The organism is Sphingomonas radiodurans, assembly GCF_020866845.1.
GTDB lineage: Bacteria > Pseudomonadota > Alphaproteobacteria > Sphingomonadales > Sphingomonadaceae > Sphingomonas > Sphingomonas radiodurans.
The window spans coordinates 2,097,332-2,112,760 of sequence record NZ_CP086594.1 but is presented as its reverse complement, the minus strand read 5'-3'; the positions used below and the strand labels follow the sequence as shown (position 1 = coordinate 2,112,760).

16 protein-coding genes and 1 pseudogene are annotated in these 15,429 nt (G+C 66.7%); 4 read left to right on the top strand and 13 right to left on the bottom strand.

The window, feature by feature from the left end; translation table 11 throughout:
- The first annotated feature begins 1 nt into the window (after position 1).
- On the top strand, positions 2–397 hold the full coding sequence (locus tag LLW23_RS09820; RefSeq protein WP_228945068.1) for a hypothetical protein: 396 nt from the start codon (positions 2–4) through the stop codon (positions 395–397).
- Positions 398–433: 36 nt separating this feature from the next.
- Complete coding sequence (locus tag LLW23_RS09815; RefSeq protein WP_228945067.1) at positions 434–1,426, top strand: sterol desaturase family protein; 993 nt, start codon at positions 434–436, stop codon at positions 1,424–1,426.
- Here the strand turns inward: LLW23_RS09815 and LLW23_RS17730 are convergent.
- From LLW23_RS17730 to LLW23_RS09795, 5 genes and pseudogenes are all read right to left on the bottom strand, one after another.
- A pseudogene (locus tag LLW23_RS17730) lies at positions 1,367–2,101 on the bottom strand (SMR family transporter); the annotation flags it as partial. The gene LLW23_RS09815 and the pseudogene LLW23_RS17730 sit on opposite strands and share 60 nt — an antisense overlap.
- A gap of 211 nt (positions 2,102–2,312) precedes the next feature.
- Positions 2,313–3,920 carry a cisplatin damage response ATP-dependent DNA ligase gene (locus tag LLW23_RS09810; protein ID WP_228945066.1) on the bottom strand — a complete coding sequence of 536 codons (1,608 nt, stop codon included), beginning with the start codon at positions 3,918–3,920 and terminating at the stop codon, positions 2,313–2,315.
- A 178-nt stretch (positions 3,921–4,098) separates the two neighbouring features.
- The gene (locus LLW23_RS09805; RefSeq protein WP_228945065.1) at positions 4,099–4,596 is read right to left on the bottom strand and encodes a Dps family protein; all 498 of its coding nucleotides are present in this window, start codon (positions 4,594–4,596) and stop codon (positions 4,099–4,101) included.
- Positions 4,597–4,683: 87 nt separating this feature from the next.
- Positions 4,684–5,250: a TMEM165/GDT1 family protein gene (locus tag LLW23_RS09800; RefSeq protein ID WP_228945064.1), complete on the bottom strand. Its 567-nt coding sequence runs from the start codon at positions 5,248–5,250 to the stop codon at positions 4,684–4,686.
- A gap of 22 nt (positions 5,251–5,272) precedes the next feature.
- Positions 5,273–5,578 carry a hypothetical protein gene (locus LLW23_RS09795; RefSeq protein WP_228945062.1) on the bottom strand — a complete coding sequence of 102 codons (306 nt, stop codon included), beginning with the start codon at positions 5,576–5,578 and terminating at the stop codon, positions 5,273–5,275.
- Positions 5,579–5,759: 181 nt separating this feature from the next.
- On the opposite strand from LLW23_RS09795, the gene rpmG reads away from it, so the two are divergent.
- Positions 5,760–5,927: a 50S ribosomal protein L33 gene (rpmG, locus tag LLW23_RS09790; protein ID WP_228945060.1), complete on the top strand. Its 168-nt coding sequence runs from the start codon at positions 5,760–5,762 to the stop codon at positions 5,925–5,927.
- 32 nt (positions 5,928–5,959) lie between these two features.
- Here rpmG and LLW23_RS09785 read toward each other — a convergent pair whose 3' ends face one another.
- The 6 genes from LLW23_RS09785 to LLW23_RS09760 all read right to left on the bottom strand — a co-directional run bounded on the left by LLW23_RS09785 (position 5,960) and on the right by LLW23_RS09760 (position 11,592).
- A complete protein-coding gene (locus tag LLW23_RS09785) occupies positions 5,960–6,661 on the bottom strand; it encodes a GIN domain-containing protein (RefSeq protein WP_228945058.1) in 702 nt (233 codons plus the stop codon).
- 39 nt (positions 6,662–6,700) lie between these two features.
- Complete coding sequence (locus LLW23_RS09780; RefSeq protein ID WP_228945056.1) at positions 6,701–7,429, bottom strand: head GIN domain-containing protein; 729 nt, start codon at positions 7,427–7,429, stop codon at positions 6,701–6,703.
- Positions 7,430–7,549: 120 nt separating this feature from the next.
- Entirely contained in the window at positions 7,550–8,083 is a 534-nt protein-coding gene (locus LLW23_RS09775; RefSeq protein ID WP_228945055.1) for a CarD family transcriptional regulator, read from the bottom strand.
- A 297-nt stretch (positions 8,084–8,380) separates the two neighbouring features.
- A complete protein-coding gene (gene fdxA, locus LLW23_RS09770) occupies positions 8,381–8,722 on the bottom strand; it encodes a ferredoxin FdxA (protein ID WP_228945053.1) in 342 nt (113 codons plus the stop codon).
- A 64-nt stretch (positions 8,723–8,786) separates the two neighbouring features.
- A complete protein-coding gene (locus tag LLW23_RS09765) occupies positions 8,787–9,092 on the bottom strand; it encodes an RNA-binding S4 domain-containing protein (RefSeq protein WP_228945051.1) in 306 nt (101 codons plus the stop codon).
- 37 nt (positions 9,093–9,129) lie between these two features.
- Complete coding sequence (locus LLW23_RS09760) at positions 9,130–11,592, bottom strand: helicase-related protein (RefSeq protein WP_408642040.1); 2,463 nt, start codon at positions 11,590–11,592, stop codon at positions 9,130–9,132.
- A 217-nt stretch (positions 11,593–11,809) separates the two neighbouring features.
- Here LLW23_RS09760 and LLW23_RS09755 point away from each other — a divergent pair, with 217 nt between their 5' ends.
- Positions 11,810–13,261: a M23 family metallopeptidase gene (locus LLW23_RS09755; protein ID WP_228945049.1), complete on the top strand. Its 1,452-nt coding sequence runs from the start codon at positions 11,810–11,812 to the stop codon at positions 13,259–13,261.
- 59 nt (positions 13,262–13,320) lie between these two features.
- Here the strand turns inward: LLW23_RS09755 and LLW23_RS09750 are convergent, their stop codons facing one another.
- Positions 13,321–14,046: a hypothetical protein gene (locus LLW23_RS09750; protein ID WP_228945048.1), complete on the bottom strand. Its 726-nt coding sequence runs from the start codon at positions 14,044–14,046 to the stop codon at positions 13,321–13,323.
- Between the two features lie 322 nt (positions 14,047–14,368).
- A complete protein-coding gene (locus LLW23_RS09745) occupies positions 14,369–14,911 on the bottom strand; it encodes a hypothetical protein (RefSeq protein WP_228945047.1) in 543 nt (180 codons plus the stop codon).
- Positions 14,912–15,429: the final 518 nt, after the last annotated feature.

Here is a 15,429-nt window from a genome sequence, read left to right as displayed (position 1 = left end):
AGTGAACTGGGTAGTCTTTGCGGCATCGCTCGTTGCGGTGCTCGCGCTGGGCGGTATTGCCGCCTGGCTCAAGCTCGGCCGCAGCGAGCCCGTCTTCACCGCGCCCGATGCCGCCATGCGCGCCGCGGAGGAGGCGATCACTGGCTTCGTCGCCGTATCCGCCGCCGTCGCCAGTGACGGCCGTGCCGCGCTCGTCTTCGGCGAAGGCATGCGGGTTGTCGTCCTCAAGGCGCACGGCGCGCATTCGGCCGCGCGCGAGATCGTCTGGCACGATGTGCGCGCGAGCCACGAGGGCATGGTCGTCTCCACCGGGGATCGCCGCTTCGGCACTGTGCTGGTCGCCGGCATCGACAATCTCGACATCCGCCGGCTGGCGCCGCAACTGACACGCGTGTAAGCATCGCTCCATAACAGGAGAGGCTGCCCGCGCATCATGGCGCTACCCGACCCCGTGCAGATCGCCGTGCCCGGCTTCGTGCTGCTGGTGGTCGCCGAGATGATCGTCGCGCGCATCAAGGATCGTACGCGCTACGAGCCGCGCGACACGCTCACCTCGTTGGGCCTCGGGCTCGGCAGCACCATCGCTGGCGTCCTCTCCGCCGGCGCAGTGTTCGCGCTCGCCACCTGGCTCCACCAGTTCCGCCTCTTCGATATCGGCTATGCCTGGTACTGGTTCGTCATCGCCTTCGTGATCGACGATCTGGCCTATTACGTCTTCCACCGCTCGGCGCACCGCGTCCGCTGGTTCTGGGCAAGCCACGTCATCCACCACAGCTCGCAACACTATAACCTCTCCACCGCGCTGCGGCAGACATGGACCGGCTTCGTCAGCCTCGGCTTCCTCTTCCGCCTGCCCTTGTTCCTGATCGGCTTTCCGCCCGCGCTGGTCTTCTTCGTCGCCGGGCTGAACCTGATCTACCAGTTCTGGATCCACACCGAGGCGATCCACCGACTGCCGCGCTGGTTCGAGGCGGTGATGAACACGCCCTCGCACCACCGCGTCCACCACGCCACCAACCCACGCTACCTCGACCGCAACTATGCCGGCGTGTTCATCGTCTGGGACAGAATGTTCGGCACGTACGAGCCCGAGCGTGACGATGATCGCCCGCGCTACGGCATCGTCCACCAGCTCGGCAGCTTCAACCTGATCTGGGCGGCGTTCCACGAATGGATCGGCATCGCGCGCGACGCCTGGACCGCGCCCTGGGGCTCCAAGCTCGGCTACCTCTGGCGCCCGCCCGGCTGGAGCCACGACGGCAGCCGCGCGACCAGCGAGAGCATCCGCGCCGCCTGGTCAGCCCGCGAGGATCGCCGCCGCACCCGCCAGGATCAGCCCGACCGCAGCGCTACGCTGCCAGGTGACGCGCTCCTTCAGCCCGAACGCGGCGATGCCGAGCGCGGTCACCATCCCCGTCTCGCGTAGCGCGGCGAGCGGCGCGGTCGGCCCGAACGAAAACGCCGCCAGCGCCAGCCCATACGTCACGATCGACAGCGCTCCGGCGATCACCCCCGGCCGCCACTGGTCGCGCGCCGCCCGAAAGATCCCGCCGCGCGTCACCACCGCGAACATCGCCGGCGTTACCGTGCCCATCATCACGAACAGCCAGACGATATAGCTCGCCGGGCTCGGTGCGCTGCGCACGCCATGCGCGTCGATCACCGTATAGATTGCGATCGTCGCTCCGGTCAGCAGCGACCAGCCGAGCGACGCGCGATCGAGGTGCCGCCCGATCACCAGCAAGAACATCGCGCTCGCGATCAGCACGATGCCGGCGACGTCCGCCGCGCTCGCCGGCTCGCCGAGCACCCCGATCGTCACGATCGCCGTCAGCACCGGAGCGGTGCCGCGCAGCACCGGATACGCCGTCGACAAATCCGCGCGCTGATACGCCCGCACCAGCGCGAACAGATACACGCCATGCGCCAGCGCACTCGCCGCCAGCCAGCCCCAGGCGCCATGCGGCAGCGGCACGAACGGCAGCGCCGGCAACAGGATCAACGCGCTCGCCCCATCGGTCAACGCCCGCGCCGCCGCCTTGTCGCGCCCGCCCTTCACGATCGCATTCACGACCGCATGGATCGAACCCGAAGCGATCATCATCAACGCGGCAAGGGTGAAGGGCGACATGAGGGAGCGCTACAGCAGAACCGCGCCCCCGCCATCCTCCCCATCGCAGATGGGGAGGGGGACCGCCGCCAAAGGCGGTGGTGGAGGGGAAAGCCACAAGCGCACCACAGCCGGCGCTACGCGCCGCCCCTCCACCAGCTTCGCTGGTCCCCCTCCCCATGCTCCGCATGGGGAGGACGGCTCACGTAATCAGCCGCCGCAGCCCTGCCACCGTATCCGCCTCAGCCGCCGGCTTATCCATCCTGATCCGCGCAATCCGCGGAAAGCGCATCGCCACGCCGGACTTGTGCCGCTTCGATTCGTGAATCGAATCGAACGCGATCTCCAGCACCAGCGTCTTCTCCACCTCGCGCACCGGCCCGAAGCGGTTGACCGTCTTCGTCCGCACGAACTTGTCGAGCAGCTTCAATTCCTCGTCGGTAATCCCCGAATAGGCCTTGCCCACCGGCAGCAGCTCGCCCTCCGGCGTCCAGCACCCGAAGGTATAATCGCTGTAGAACGACGATCGCCGCCCGCTGCCGCGTTGCGCATACATCATCACGCAATCGGCGGTCAGCGGATCGCGCTTCCACTTGTACCACAGCCCGACGCGCCGCCCGGTAACGTACGGCGAATCGCGCCGCTTCAGCATCACCCCCTCGATCGCGGCATCCCGCGCACCGGCACGAATGCCTTCGAGATCGGTGAAATCCTTTGCCTCGATCAACGCGCTGACATCGAACCGCTCGGGATCGAGCCGCGCTGCAAACGCCTCCAGCCGCCCGCGCCGCTCATGCCACGGCAGCGCGCGCAGATCCTCCGCCCCGTCGAACAGGATGTCATAGAGCCGCACGAACGCCGGTGCCTCTTCCAGCATCTTCGCCGACACGACCTTGCGCCCGAGCCGCTGCTGCAACGCATTGAAGCTCGCCGCGCCGCCTCCCCCATCACCGCCGGCGCCGAGCGCTCCACCCTGCGCCTCACCCTTCACCAGCAACTCGCCGTCGACCGCCCCGAACGCCGAAAACGCCGCCGCGACATCCGGAAACGCGCGCGTCACATCATCACCGGTCCGGCTGTACAGCCGCGTCTCGCCCGCGACATGGACAATCTGGACGCGGATTCCGTCCCACTTCCACTCGGCCGCATAATCGGCAAGGTCGACGCGCAGATCCTCCAGCGGATGCGCGAGCATGAACGGCCGGAACACCGGCACGTCCGCCGCGGTCGGCTGCTCACCGCGCCCCTCGGCCCAGGCGAACAGCGAGGCGTACGGCGCATCGATCCCGTGCCACACCTCCTCGACCGCCTCGACATCTATCCCGAACGCATTCGCCAGCGCCTGCTTCGCCAGCCGCGCCGACACCCCGACCCGCAACGCTCCCGTCGCCATCTTGAGCAACGCGAACCGCTCGTCCGCGTCGAGCGCATCGAGCATCCCGGCCAGCACCGCCGGCGCCTCGCCGCGCGGCAAATGCATCAACTGATCGACCACCGCCGAGACGGTCAGCGGCGCAGCATCCACCGCCGGCGCGTCGGGCGTCGGCCACAGCAGCGCAATCGTCTCCGCCGAATCCCCGACGAAATCGCGGCTCATCCGGTACAGCACCGGATCGACCCGCTCCTCGATCAGCCCGCGGATCACCGCCGGCTTCACACCCGGAATGTCGAGATCCCCGGTCAGCGCCGCCATCGCCCAGCCGCGATCGGGATCGGGCGTATCGCGCAGATAATCGCCGATCAGCTTCAGCTTCGCATTGCGCGAGCGGGTATAAATCAGCGAATCGAGAAGCTGCGCGAAGGCGTGCATGGTGGGCAGCTACCCTATCAAATCCTCCCCAAGCAAAGCTTGGGGAGGGGGACCATCCGCAAAGCGGATGGTGAAGGGGAAATGCCACAGACGGCGCGCTCGTGGCATTACCCCTCCACCACGCCCTACGGGCGCGGTCCCCCTCCTCGAACGAGTTCGGGGAGGATTGGGACTGAAATCACCCCTTGCGGCTCGCCTCGAACAGGAACCACGCACGTTCCTCGGCCTGATCCGTCCACTCGTCGACGATCCCGCTGGTGGCATTGTCCTTCGCCTCGTCCGCGGCGTCCTTCACCACGCGGAAGCTCTCGACGAGCTTGAGGTTGTCCTCGCGAAGCTCCGCCAGCATGTCGTCCGCCGCAACGAACTCCTTGTCGTTGTCCTTGATCGTCTGATGGCGCGAAATGTCGCCGATCGAGCGCAGCGTGACGTTGCCGGTCTTGCGCACGCGCTCGGCGATCGCATCCGTCACGCCCAGGATCTGCGCGGCCTGATCGTCCATCATCAGGTGATAGTCGCGGAAATGCGGCCCGGAGACGTGCCAGTGGAAGTTCTTGGTCTTGAGATACAGCGCGAAACAGTCCGCGAGAGACGAGTTCAGCGCCTCTGCGACCGAGCGCGTGTCGTTGCGCTGCAGGTCGGTCGGTGTCTTCAGCTCGGGGGCGATGTCGGCCATGGTGTCGGCTCCAATGATTTCGGGTTCGTTGCGAGAACGATCCGATCGCGGAATCGCTCCACGGTCAATCCCGATCGGCGCAATCGATCAAACCAGCCGCAACGCCATCAGGCCAAAGACGATACCAGCAAGCACGAGCACGATCCCGCTGCCGATCCGAATGTGCTGTTGCGGCAGCGCGAGCCATTGCCGCTCGCCGATCAGCGCCGCCGGCACCGCCACCGCGAGCGCCCCCAGCGTGGCGCCGATCGCCGCCAGCCACGGCAGCTCGCTGCGCGCCGCAAGCCCCACCACGACGAACTGCATGCGATCACCGAACACCATGATCGCCAGCCCCAGCATGCTCGTGCCGAGCGCACCGAGCCGCCACCCCTCGAGCCGATCGGGCGTCTTCGATCGCAATGTCGTGCTCAGCCCGGCAAACAGCAGCGCGAGCGCCAGCAGCAGTAGCTTGGCCTCGGGCGTGATCATCGGCGCGATCAGCAGCCCGCCAATCACGCCGAGCGCATAATTGCCCGCCAGCGCTACGGCCGTTGCAAGGATCACGATCCCTGGCGTGCGATAGCGATCGGCGAGGATCGCGGCGAGCCACGGCGTCTTGTCGCCCGCCTGGCAAATCGCGCCGAGCACCAGCGCGGCCATCAGCGCGTCCATGTCGAGGGTCCGGTCGCGTCGATCAGGCGGCGAAGCGGACCTGGCACGCCGCCGCGAAGGTCGCAGACGCGGCGGCATCCTGCCGCTCGCTGCCCACTGCCTCGCGCAGCATCGCCAGCCAGCCATGGACCAGCGCGCCGCGCTCGCCGCGCGCGAGGGCCGCTTCCAAAAGGTGTGCGACCGTCACCGCGGGCAGCATCTGCGCGCCATGCGCGGTCCGGCGGATACCGTCGATTTCGCCGGCGATCGCGCCCGGCCCGGCGCGCCACTCGATCGCGGCAATTCGCCGAATCAGGTCAGCGCGTATGTCCTGGATGCCCTCGTTCATTGCCGCCCTCCACTCGACTATTGTGATAGCAGCGGTGCAGTAAAAGCCGGCTTAACGACGCCACACTTCGGCCGCGCGACTTGACTCAGGCGCTCCGATCCTTCATCGGGCCGGCGTTGGAAGCGGCGCGCTTGTGCTCGCCGCTCTTTTTGTTGTCGCTAAAGAACAGGATTCGCGGGTCATGGCCAAGCCGACCACCGTCAAGATCAAGCTCGTGAGCACGGCCGATACCGGCTTCTTCTACGTCACGAAGAAGAACCCGCGCACGAAGACCGAGAAGCTGAGCTTCAACAAGTACGATCCCGTCGTGCGCAAGCACGTCGCGTTCAAGGAAACCAAGATCAAGTAAGCGCTGCGCCGGCGGCGTCTCGCCGGCGTGCCTTATCGCTGCTTCCCGCACGTCACTGGACCGCCGGCAAGCGCGCGCACCGTGCATTTCGCATCGCCCGATACGGTCACGCGGCCAAGCCCGTTGCTCGTGACCTGCGCGGTATAACGCGCCGCGGCCTTCATCTCGCCCGCGCCTTCCAGCCGCGCGATCAGGTCGTTTACCCCTAGTGCAGACGCATCGATCGTCCCGGCGCCATCCGCCAGCAAGATTGCGCGGTTCGCCCGGCCACCAATCGTCATCGTCCCCGATCCGGTCAGCGCGGCACTGAGCTGGTCGGTATCGGCACGATCGAGCGTCAGCGTGCCCGATCCGATCACGCGCAAATCGATGCGCTGTGCCGCCATCCGCGTGACGGTGGCGCGCGCGCCCGCACTAACCGCGAGCGACGTGAGCCGCGGAGTCGATAGCGTGATGACGGGCGGCGCCTGGGTCGCCCTGCGCGGCATCTCGCCCCATCCGCTACTGCCGAGCCGCACCGTCAGCATCGTGCCGTTGACCGCGATCGTCAGCCGCTCGATCAGCTCGCGATCGCCCGACGCGGTCGCGCGCGGCGAGCCGCCGGTCACGATCCGCACCTCGAACGGCCCGTCGACCCGCACGCGTTCATAGCTCCCGACCGAAAAGACGCGATCGGTCGCCGCGGCCGGCGTGGCAGCGGCAACGAGCAGGCTAAGCAACGCAAAACGGAACATGCGTCAGCCTCGCATCAAGCGCGGGCATGGCGCAAGGCCTCACCCGCCGCAGCGCACCTCGCCCGAGCCCGCCTTCTTCGTCTGGCACCGCGCCTTTGGCCCCAGATCGACATCACCCACACCCGCGATCGAGACCTTGGCATCGCCATCGACCAGCGCCTTCACGCTGCCCGTGCCCGCGATTTTGACGGTGGCACCGCGCGCGGTCAGCCCCGCCGCGTCGACATCGCCCGAACCGGCGATCGAAACGCCGAGCGTCGCCGCCTCTCCGCGCGCCGCGACGCTACCGGACCCCGCGATCGTCAATTGCAGCGTTTCGACCGCGACTGCGCCGAGTGCCAGCGCCCCCGAGCCCGCGATCTTGCCGTCGAACGCAGCGCCCTCGACCCGGTCGATCGCCATGTCGCCCGATCCGGCAAGCGTCGCGCGCGTCAGTCGCGGCATCGTCACATAGATTTTGGCGCCCGACGACGAGCTCCAGTTGAAGCCAGCCGTCCGCACGCGCCCGATCCGCAGCGCATCGCCCACCTGCTCGATCTTCACCTTGTCGAGCACGTCGGGATCGCCCTCGGCGCGCACGGAGAAGCCCGCGCCGACGCGCACGTCGACATCGTCCGGCCCGCGCTGGTCGACCGCAGTGAAATCGGCGACGGCGTAATTGCGCGTGCCGCCGGATCCGGTCGCCGGCACGCCCGGACTTTCATCGTCGGACCAACCGCCGCCACACGCCGCAAGCGGCATCAGTAGAGCAAAGACGAAAGCGCGCATGACCACCTCCCTGTGTATCGCCGTACTAATACACTAAGGGGCATTACGCAATAGTTCGACACAAATGAAAAGGGCGGCCCCGCAGAGCCGCCCCTTTGTCACCGGATCAAGACGCGAGCGTTACGCCGGCACCTTGTCCTTGTTGTAGATCGCCGCCGCGGCGCGAAGAATGTCGAGGATCTTCTCCTGCGCTGCCGGCTCGTCGAGCTGCTCCATCGCGGCGAGTTCGCGCGCGAGGCGGCTCGTCGCGCCTTCGAAGATCTGGCGCTCGGAATAGCTCTGCTCGGGCTGGTCCTCGGCACGGAACAGATCGCGCACCACTTCGGCGATCGACACTAGGTCGCCCGAGTTGATCTTCGCTTCATATTCCTGCGCACGGCGCGACCACATGGTGCGCTTCACCTTGGGCTTGCCCTTCAGCGTTTCCATCGCCTCGCGCATCGTCTTGTCCGACGATAGCTTGCGCATGCCGACGCTCTCGGCCTTGTTGGTCGGCACGCGGAGCGTCATCTTCTCCTTCTCGAAGCGCAGCACGTACAGTTCGAGCTGCATGCCAGCGATTTCCTGTTTCTGCAGCTCGACGACGCGACCCACGCCATGCTTGGGGTAAACGACGTAATCACCGACATCGAAGTGCAGCAGCTTTGCAGCCATAGGAACCGGACCCTCTGGGTTACATCACGGCACTGGCACGACGAAGCGGGTTTCAATACCCGCTCGATCCAGCCAATAAGACGTGAAGGGGTTGAGCTTCTCCAGCAGGGCGCACAAGGAAAGCGCCCGTCGCGGACTTATATAGCATCGTTGCAACAATATTACCAGCGGCGATCGGTCAGCATCGCTGGCGTTTGCGGCATCCGGACGCAAGCCTCCGCTCGCCCCGCCTCGATACCGGTCTGGATCGGTGCCCCGCGATAGCGCCATCGTGGCGCATCGCAGGCGCGAAACCGCTCAGTCCCCCGGGCCCGGCTCGGCCGAGAAATACTTGTCGTACTTGCCCTCTTCGCCCTTGTGCTCGTCGGCATCGGCGGGGGTCTGGTCGCCCTTGCGCGTCACGTTGGGCCATTGGTTCGAAAAGGTCGTGTTGAGCTCAAGCCATTGCTCGAGTCCGCTCTCCGTATCGGGCAGGATCGCCTCGGCCGGGCATTCCGGCTCGCACACGCCGCAGTCGATGCACTCGCTGGGGTTGATGACGAGCATGTTCTCGCCCTCGTAGAAGCAATCGACCGGGCACACTTCGACGCAATCCATATATTTGCAACGGATGCACGCGTCGGTGACGACATAGGTCATGGCCGGTAAAACTCCCCTCGGTCGGCAGGCGTGGAGGCGCTGCTATGCGTAGCGCTGGCCATCGTCAATCGCCCGCGCCTTCCTGCCATACGTTTGCGGCCCCGCGCGTGGCATCGTCCATCGTGTCGAGATCGATGTAGCACGCCAGCGCATCGGGCGCCGATCCGCGCCGCACCGGCAGCGCCTCGACGCGCAGCACGCGCACTTCGCCCGCCTTGAAGAAGGTCAGGATACAGCCGACCCGCACCGGCGCATGCGCGCGGTCGATCACGCGGCCGTCGATCCGCAGCCGCCCCTCCATCGCCATCGCCTGCGCCACCTCGCGCGTGCGGGCCAACCGCGCGAACCACAGGAATCGGTCGAGCCGCATCGTCGGCTCGGCTGCCGCGCTCGTGGCCCCCCGCCGTTCAACCAAGCCCGAGCTCCGCCAGTGCCGCGAACGCATTGTCGGCACGCGGCGCGATCACCGCCGCCGGCGGCCGCCCGCGCCACGCCCAGCGCCCCTCGGGCAGCGGCCGGAAGCCCAGTTCGGTCATCAACCGCGCCACGGTGGCCGGCTCCAACCCGATCGACGTCGCGAGCGCCGGATCGGGCGCGAACGGCGTGCGGCCCTTGCGCGCATAATGCGCGGCGCGCGCGATCCGCTCGACCAGATCGATCCGCACCGCCTGCGTGCCGAGCGGGCGGAAACCCGCCGCAAGTGTCGCACCCGGCGCGCCGCGCGGCAGCACCGTCGCGCCATCCGCCGCCGGCACCGGCACCGGCTGCCCCGCGGCCACGAGCAGCGCCTCGCGCCACGGCCGCGCACGCGCCTTGAGCAATCGCGCATCGAATAGGTCGAGCGCGCCGATCGTCACCCCGCCACGCCGCAGCCGTGTGCGATCCGCCGCCGTCAGCGCCTCGATCGCCACGCGCACCGGCAACCGCTGCGTAATCCCCGCCCCCGCCTCGATCGCCGCCGCGGTACTGCGCAGCGCCGGCGTCGCCGCCGGATCGCGCGCCAGCCCCGCGAGCGCCGCCAGCGCGGGCAACTGCGCCGCAACCGCTGCCTCCACCCAGCGCTGCACCCGCTCCAGCGCCGCGCGCCGCAGCGTCACGTCGAGGCAATCCAGCGCATCGTCCAGCACCACCACTGGCCGCCCCAGCGATCGCCCGCGCGCCAGCCGCGCCACGACATGCCCGCCCCACACGATGCCGCCACCGCTCGCCAGCACGAAGCGATCGTCCGCCGCCGCGACCAGCGCTTGTCCCCGCGCGCGCCGCTCGCCCGCCAGCCGCTTCTCCGCCGTCGCGAGCAGCAGCCGCTTGTCGGTCGCGCGCGCCTCGGGCGCCACGACGAAGCGGAAGCCATCGAGCCGCCCGATCGCATGCGTGTCGATCGTCACCTCGCCCGTCGCGCCGATCTCGACCGGCAGCGCGCCCGCCCCCGCGCCGATCTGCTTCATCAACGCGCTCGTGCGCTTGTCGACGAAGCGCTGCGTCAAGCTGGTATGGAGCGCATCGGACAGCCGCTCCTCCACCGCCTGCGTCCGCGCCGCCCAATGCGCCGGATCGGCCAGCCAGTCCTTGCGCTGCGCGATATACGCCCAGGTGCGGATCGCCGCGACGCGCCCCGCGATCGTCTCGACATCGCCATCGGCACGATCCAGCCGCGCCACTTCGTCCGCAAACCACTGATGCGGCAAATGCCCCTCGGAAAGATACCCGAACACGCGCGCAACGAAGCGCGTATGCGGCTCGACCCCCAGCTTCTGGAAATCGGGAATCCCGCACGCCGCCCACAGCCGATCGACCTGCCCGCGTGCGCGCGCGCGCACCGCAGGGTCTTCGGCCATGCGGCGCAGCACCGCAAGATCGACCGACTCCGGCGCCGGCCGCAGCGTCTCGTGGTTCGGCGGCGCAGATAGCGACGCCAGCAACGCGTCGACGCTCGACAGGTCCGGATCGCCCTCGCGCCAATACAATGTGTCGAGCGTCGGGAAACGATGCCCTTCGATCGCCAGCACTTCCTCGGGCAGGAACGCGTCCGGGCCCTCCTCGGCGACCGCGCCGAACGTGCCGTCGCGCTGGTGCCGCCCCGCCCGCCCCGCGATCTGCGCCATTTCCGCGGTCGTCAGCCGCCGCCGCCGCTTGCCGTCGAACTTGTGCAGCCCGGCGAACGCGACATGCGCCACGTCCATGTTCAGCCCCATGCCGATCGCATCGGTCGCGACGAGATAATCCACCTCGCCCGCCTGGAACATCGCCACCTGCGCGTTGCGCGTGCGCGGGCTAAGCGCGCCCATCACCACCGCCGCGCCGCCACGCAGCCGCCGGATCATCTCGGCCACGGCATAGACTTCCTCGGCGCTGAACGCGACGATTGCCGAGCGCCGCGGCAGCCGGCTGATCTTCTTCGCCCCGGCGTAGCTCAGGTCCGAAAAGCGCGGCCGCTCGACGATCTCGACGCCGGGCACCAGCGATCGCACCACCGGCTTCAGCGCCGCCGAGCCGAGGATCATCGTCTCCTCGCGCCCACGCGCATGAAGCAGCCGATCGGTGAACACATGCCCGCGCTCGGTATCCGCGCCAAGCTGCGCCTCGTCGAGCGCCACGAACGCCACATCCCGCTCCAACGGCATCGATTCGGCAGTGCAGAGAAACCACCGCGCATCCTTGGGAACGATCCGTTCCTCGCCGGTGATCAGCGCGACTCGCTCCGGCCCCTTCATCGCGACGACGCGGTCGTACACTTCGCGCGCCAGCAGCCGCAGCGGAAAGCCGATCATGCCTGACGAATGCGCCGCCATCCGCTCGACCGCGAGGTGAGTCTTGCCGGTGTTGGTCGGCCCCAGAACCGCGGTGACGCGGGCATTGTCATGGCCAGGCATAGCCAGGAACATCGGGCGCAACCGCTTGCGAATCAACCGCTCCCTTTCGGCGCATGGGCCGAACGGTTGGGCGCAACGCTGCGCCTTTAAGTCTCAGGTTAATTTGACTTTAGGACTCGCCCGCCACAACGCCCATGCCTGCGCCGGGGGTGGATCGGCGAACAGTTAGCGTTTGGGGGCGCCTCTACTCGTCGTGTTTCTGCGCGAGCAGCCTGGATTGGAACTCGCCGGCGCGGCGGGCTCGCGCGGCTTCGGGCGCGCCATCGTGCCGGTGCGCGAGGTGCCGCTGCGCGATCGCGTCCGCGGCACGCTGCACCAGACCGATTGGGTGCCCGATCTCGGCGCGCGGATCGGCAGCGGCACGTGGTGGCGTGGCCTCGTCACCTGCACCGGCCTGATCGCCGCCGCCGTGCTCACCAATCCCGGCATCCGCCCGATCCCGGGCTTCATCACGACCAGCATGACCGGGGCGGAGCGCGAGGAAGCGCACACGCTCTCGATCGCGCCGCTCGGCCTTGGTGCCTCGACCGGCCGCCGCATGGCCGCCAACGATCTCGTCCGCCCGCTCGCCGAAACGCCCGAGCGCCCGACGATCGAGCTCACTGCCGCGCTCGGCAATGGCGACAGCTTCGGCGCCGCGCTGCAGCGTGCCGGCGTCGGCCGCGCCGATGCCGCGCGCGCCGCCGCGCTCGTCTCGAGCGAAGTCGCGCTCGGCGATCTCAAGCCGGGCACGATGCTCGATCTGCGGCTCGGCCGCCGCCGCGATCGCCGCACCGCGCGTCCGCTCGATCACCTCGCCTTCCGCGCCCGCTTCGATCTCAACCTCGCGCTGCACCGCGAAGGCGATGGCCTCACGATGGAGCGCCGCCCGATCGCGATCGATCGCACCCCGCTGCGCATCCAGGGCCTCGCCGGATCGAGCCTGTACCGTTCGGCGCGCGCCGCCGGCGCCCCCGCCAAGCTGGTCGAGGCCTATATCAAGGCGATCGCCGCGCGCACGTCGATCGGCGCGATCGGGGCCGACGACAAGTTCGACATCATCGCCGATCACGCGCGCGCCGCGACCGGCGAGGTCCAGGTCGGCCAGCTGCAATATGCCGCGCTCGATCAGGGGTCGAAGAAGCTGCGGCTGGTGCGCTGGGAAGACGGCGACGGCAACGGCGGGCAATTCTGGGACGCGAACGGCCAGTCCAAGCGTCAGGGCTTCATGGGCATGCCGGTCTCGGGCCGCATTTCCTCGACCTTCGGGATGCGCCGCCACCCGCTGCTCGGCTTCCTGCGCATGCACAAGGGCCTCGATCTCGCCGCGCCGCACGGCACGCCGATCTACGCGCCGATCGAAGGCCGCGTCGCAATGGCCGGCCGCAACCGCGGCTACGGCAATTTCGTGAAGCTCGATCATGGCGGCGGCATCGCCAGCGGCTATGGCCACATGAGCCGCTTCGCCGTCTCCGCCGGCCAGCGCGTGTCGCGCGGCCAGATCATCGGCTATGTCGGCTCGACCGGCCTGTCGACCGGGCCGCATCTGCACTGGGAAGTGTGGAAGAACGGCACGAACGTAAACCCTCGCTCGATCTCGCTATCCAGCGTCGCCACCCTGTCGGGCGAAAAGCTCCGCGCCTTCAAGGCCAAGGTCGCCAACCTGCTAGGCGTCCCAACAGCAAGATAGCCTTGTTCTTCCCCTCTCCCCTTCAGGGGAGGGGCCTATGAGTTGTATGACACAGCCGCTTACAGAGCATCCCACGCACGGGCGATCTGCCGACAAGCAGCTTTGATATTGTTGACACGGATCGTTTGGCTGTTTGAAGCCGCCACAATCTGCTGATTCTGAACGTCGATCGACATACAAAGAGCGGGATATGCAACATGATCGGGCGCGCAGTGAGCGCTCGCTTGCATATAGGCGAGCGTCGCGACGTACTTTGCGATCTCGGTGCGCTTACCAGCCGCGTTTACGCTTTCTTGGTCGTCGCCTTTCGCGAGCCGGAAGAGCGCAATGCCGTAACGGCTACTTGAACGCGATTGCTGTGTCAGGGCTAAGTCTGGATAAACCGAAACAGCCACTCCCTCAATGGGCAGCGCACCAGCCCATTTTCCCGGCTGTTTGAAATCAAAGCCGCCAAGCTGGTTTTGAAAGCGCCGGAAGGTGGCCAACGCCTCTAGAGAGGCCTGCGCGTCCTCTCTTGTGAACCCTGTGCTGCTTTGGTCATCCGCTTTTTGCTGCAAGAGCAATTCCAGTGTGGCTAAGGTCGCCGAGGGCCTTGCAGCGTCGCCGAGATATGCAGCCAAACCATTGCGCAAATCGCGATAGCGGATCACTGGTGCTGTTGCGATTTCCTTCGCGCGGCGTATGATTCCCTCGCGAGCGTGATCGCCAGCAACGAGGTATCGTGCCAGCTCATTAGCTGAGATGCCGGGTTGCTGCCGTATGCGTTTATGAGGTCGAATAGCCATGGACGACTTCCTAGCATATCGTCGAATTGACGGTGAGCGTTACCTTTACATTTCCTCTTTGTCGAAGAGCGTTGTCAGCGAAAGCGAAGCAAACCACCTCGGCGACGACGGTTATTTCCTCTACGAATGTAGCCCCCTTGGTATTGACGTGCTTGCGAAAGTCGCATCGTTCGAGTCTGCGCATCGGCTGCTAGAGATTTATAGTGAAGGGTTTGAGCGCGCAGTTAAGCTTGGAGAAAAGCGCCGCGCACGACTTGAACGGAGGTTCTTTGGACCTCGCCGGCAAGGCCACTTGCAGCCCGCGTGAATGGCGAGTGTCGTGTTAGTCGGCATCGTCCGCTTCAACGCCACCTTCCGGCCCCGCGGCGACGTCTCCACCCAGCACCACCCCACCGAATTGAATGTAGTCTGCCGGCAGATAGTCCTCATCGGCTGGCCAGTAGCCGTGACCAGAAAGTCGCACGACGCGGTCTTTAGAGCGCCACAACATCGTGCTGAGGATCATGTCGGGATCCTTCCCCTGTAGAGTCAGCCCCCGCTCGGGGAGCCTATCAGCGATCTCTCGCCGGTTGAGGGGCTTGCCGGCCTCCCGTATAAAGTCCAGCGCTGCGCCTACGACGATCTCTCGATCCGGATTTTTCCGGCGCGTAGACGGAGGCGTATCGCCTGGCTCAGGTTTCGGCTCTACCGGCCTCTTCTCCCCCGCCATTTCGTACCAAAGGTTCACGAATTGGTTCAGACGCTCTAATTCAGCTACAACCCGCAGGCGCGCAGTCTGCAGCGAGGCGATATCTTCGTCGATCGTGGTCAGGCGGCGAGCCTCTTCGTTCAAACGCGCCAGAGCATTTTTAAGTGCGGTATCCATGCTCGCCTCCGTATAGAACAGATACAGAACACGTATCTTTTCTGTTCCGCCATACAGATACACAGTTGCCAAAATCTTGCAACGGACCTACCGACGAATCTGCGAGAGCAGGATTCCGACTCGCAAGCGGGCGATGTACCCGCAAGTTAAAGGAGGCGCCGATGTGATAGGGAAACGCAGTCGCGGAAATCGTTAGCCCGCAAGACGGAAAAGGCCGACCAAAAGGCCGGCCCTCCGTAGCTTCAATCGGGCGCTAGTCGTGCCCAATTCCACCGCTGTGACAAGCATCGGAATCGCACGGCTAGCGTCCAATATCAAGAGAAAAGCCGCTATGGTTTATGTCTCGGGGTATCTGCGCATTCGGCACCGTCGTGTTGAGCGTGTGCGGCCCCACATGCGCCGCCGCTAATCTAGCGGCTTAGTCGGGGCTTCCGGCCCCTTTCCATCAGCAACTTCGGGAGGCGGCTTCGGTCGCCTCCACTTTTTAGAGCCCGTCGATCGGCAGTTCAGTGGAAGCA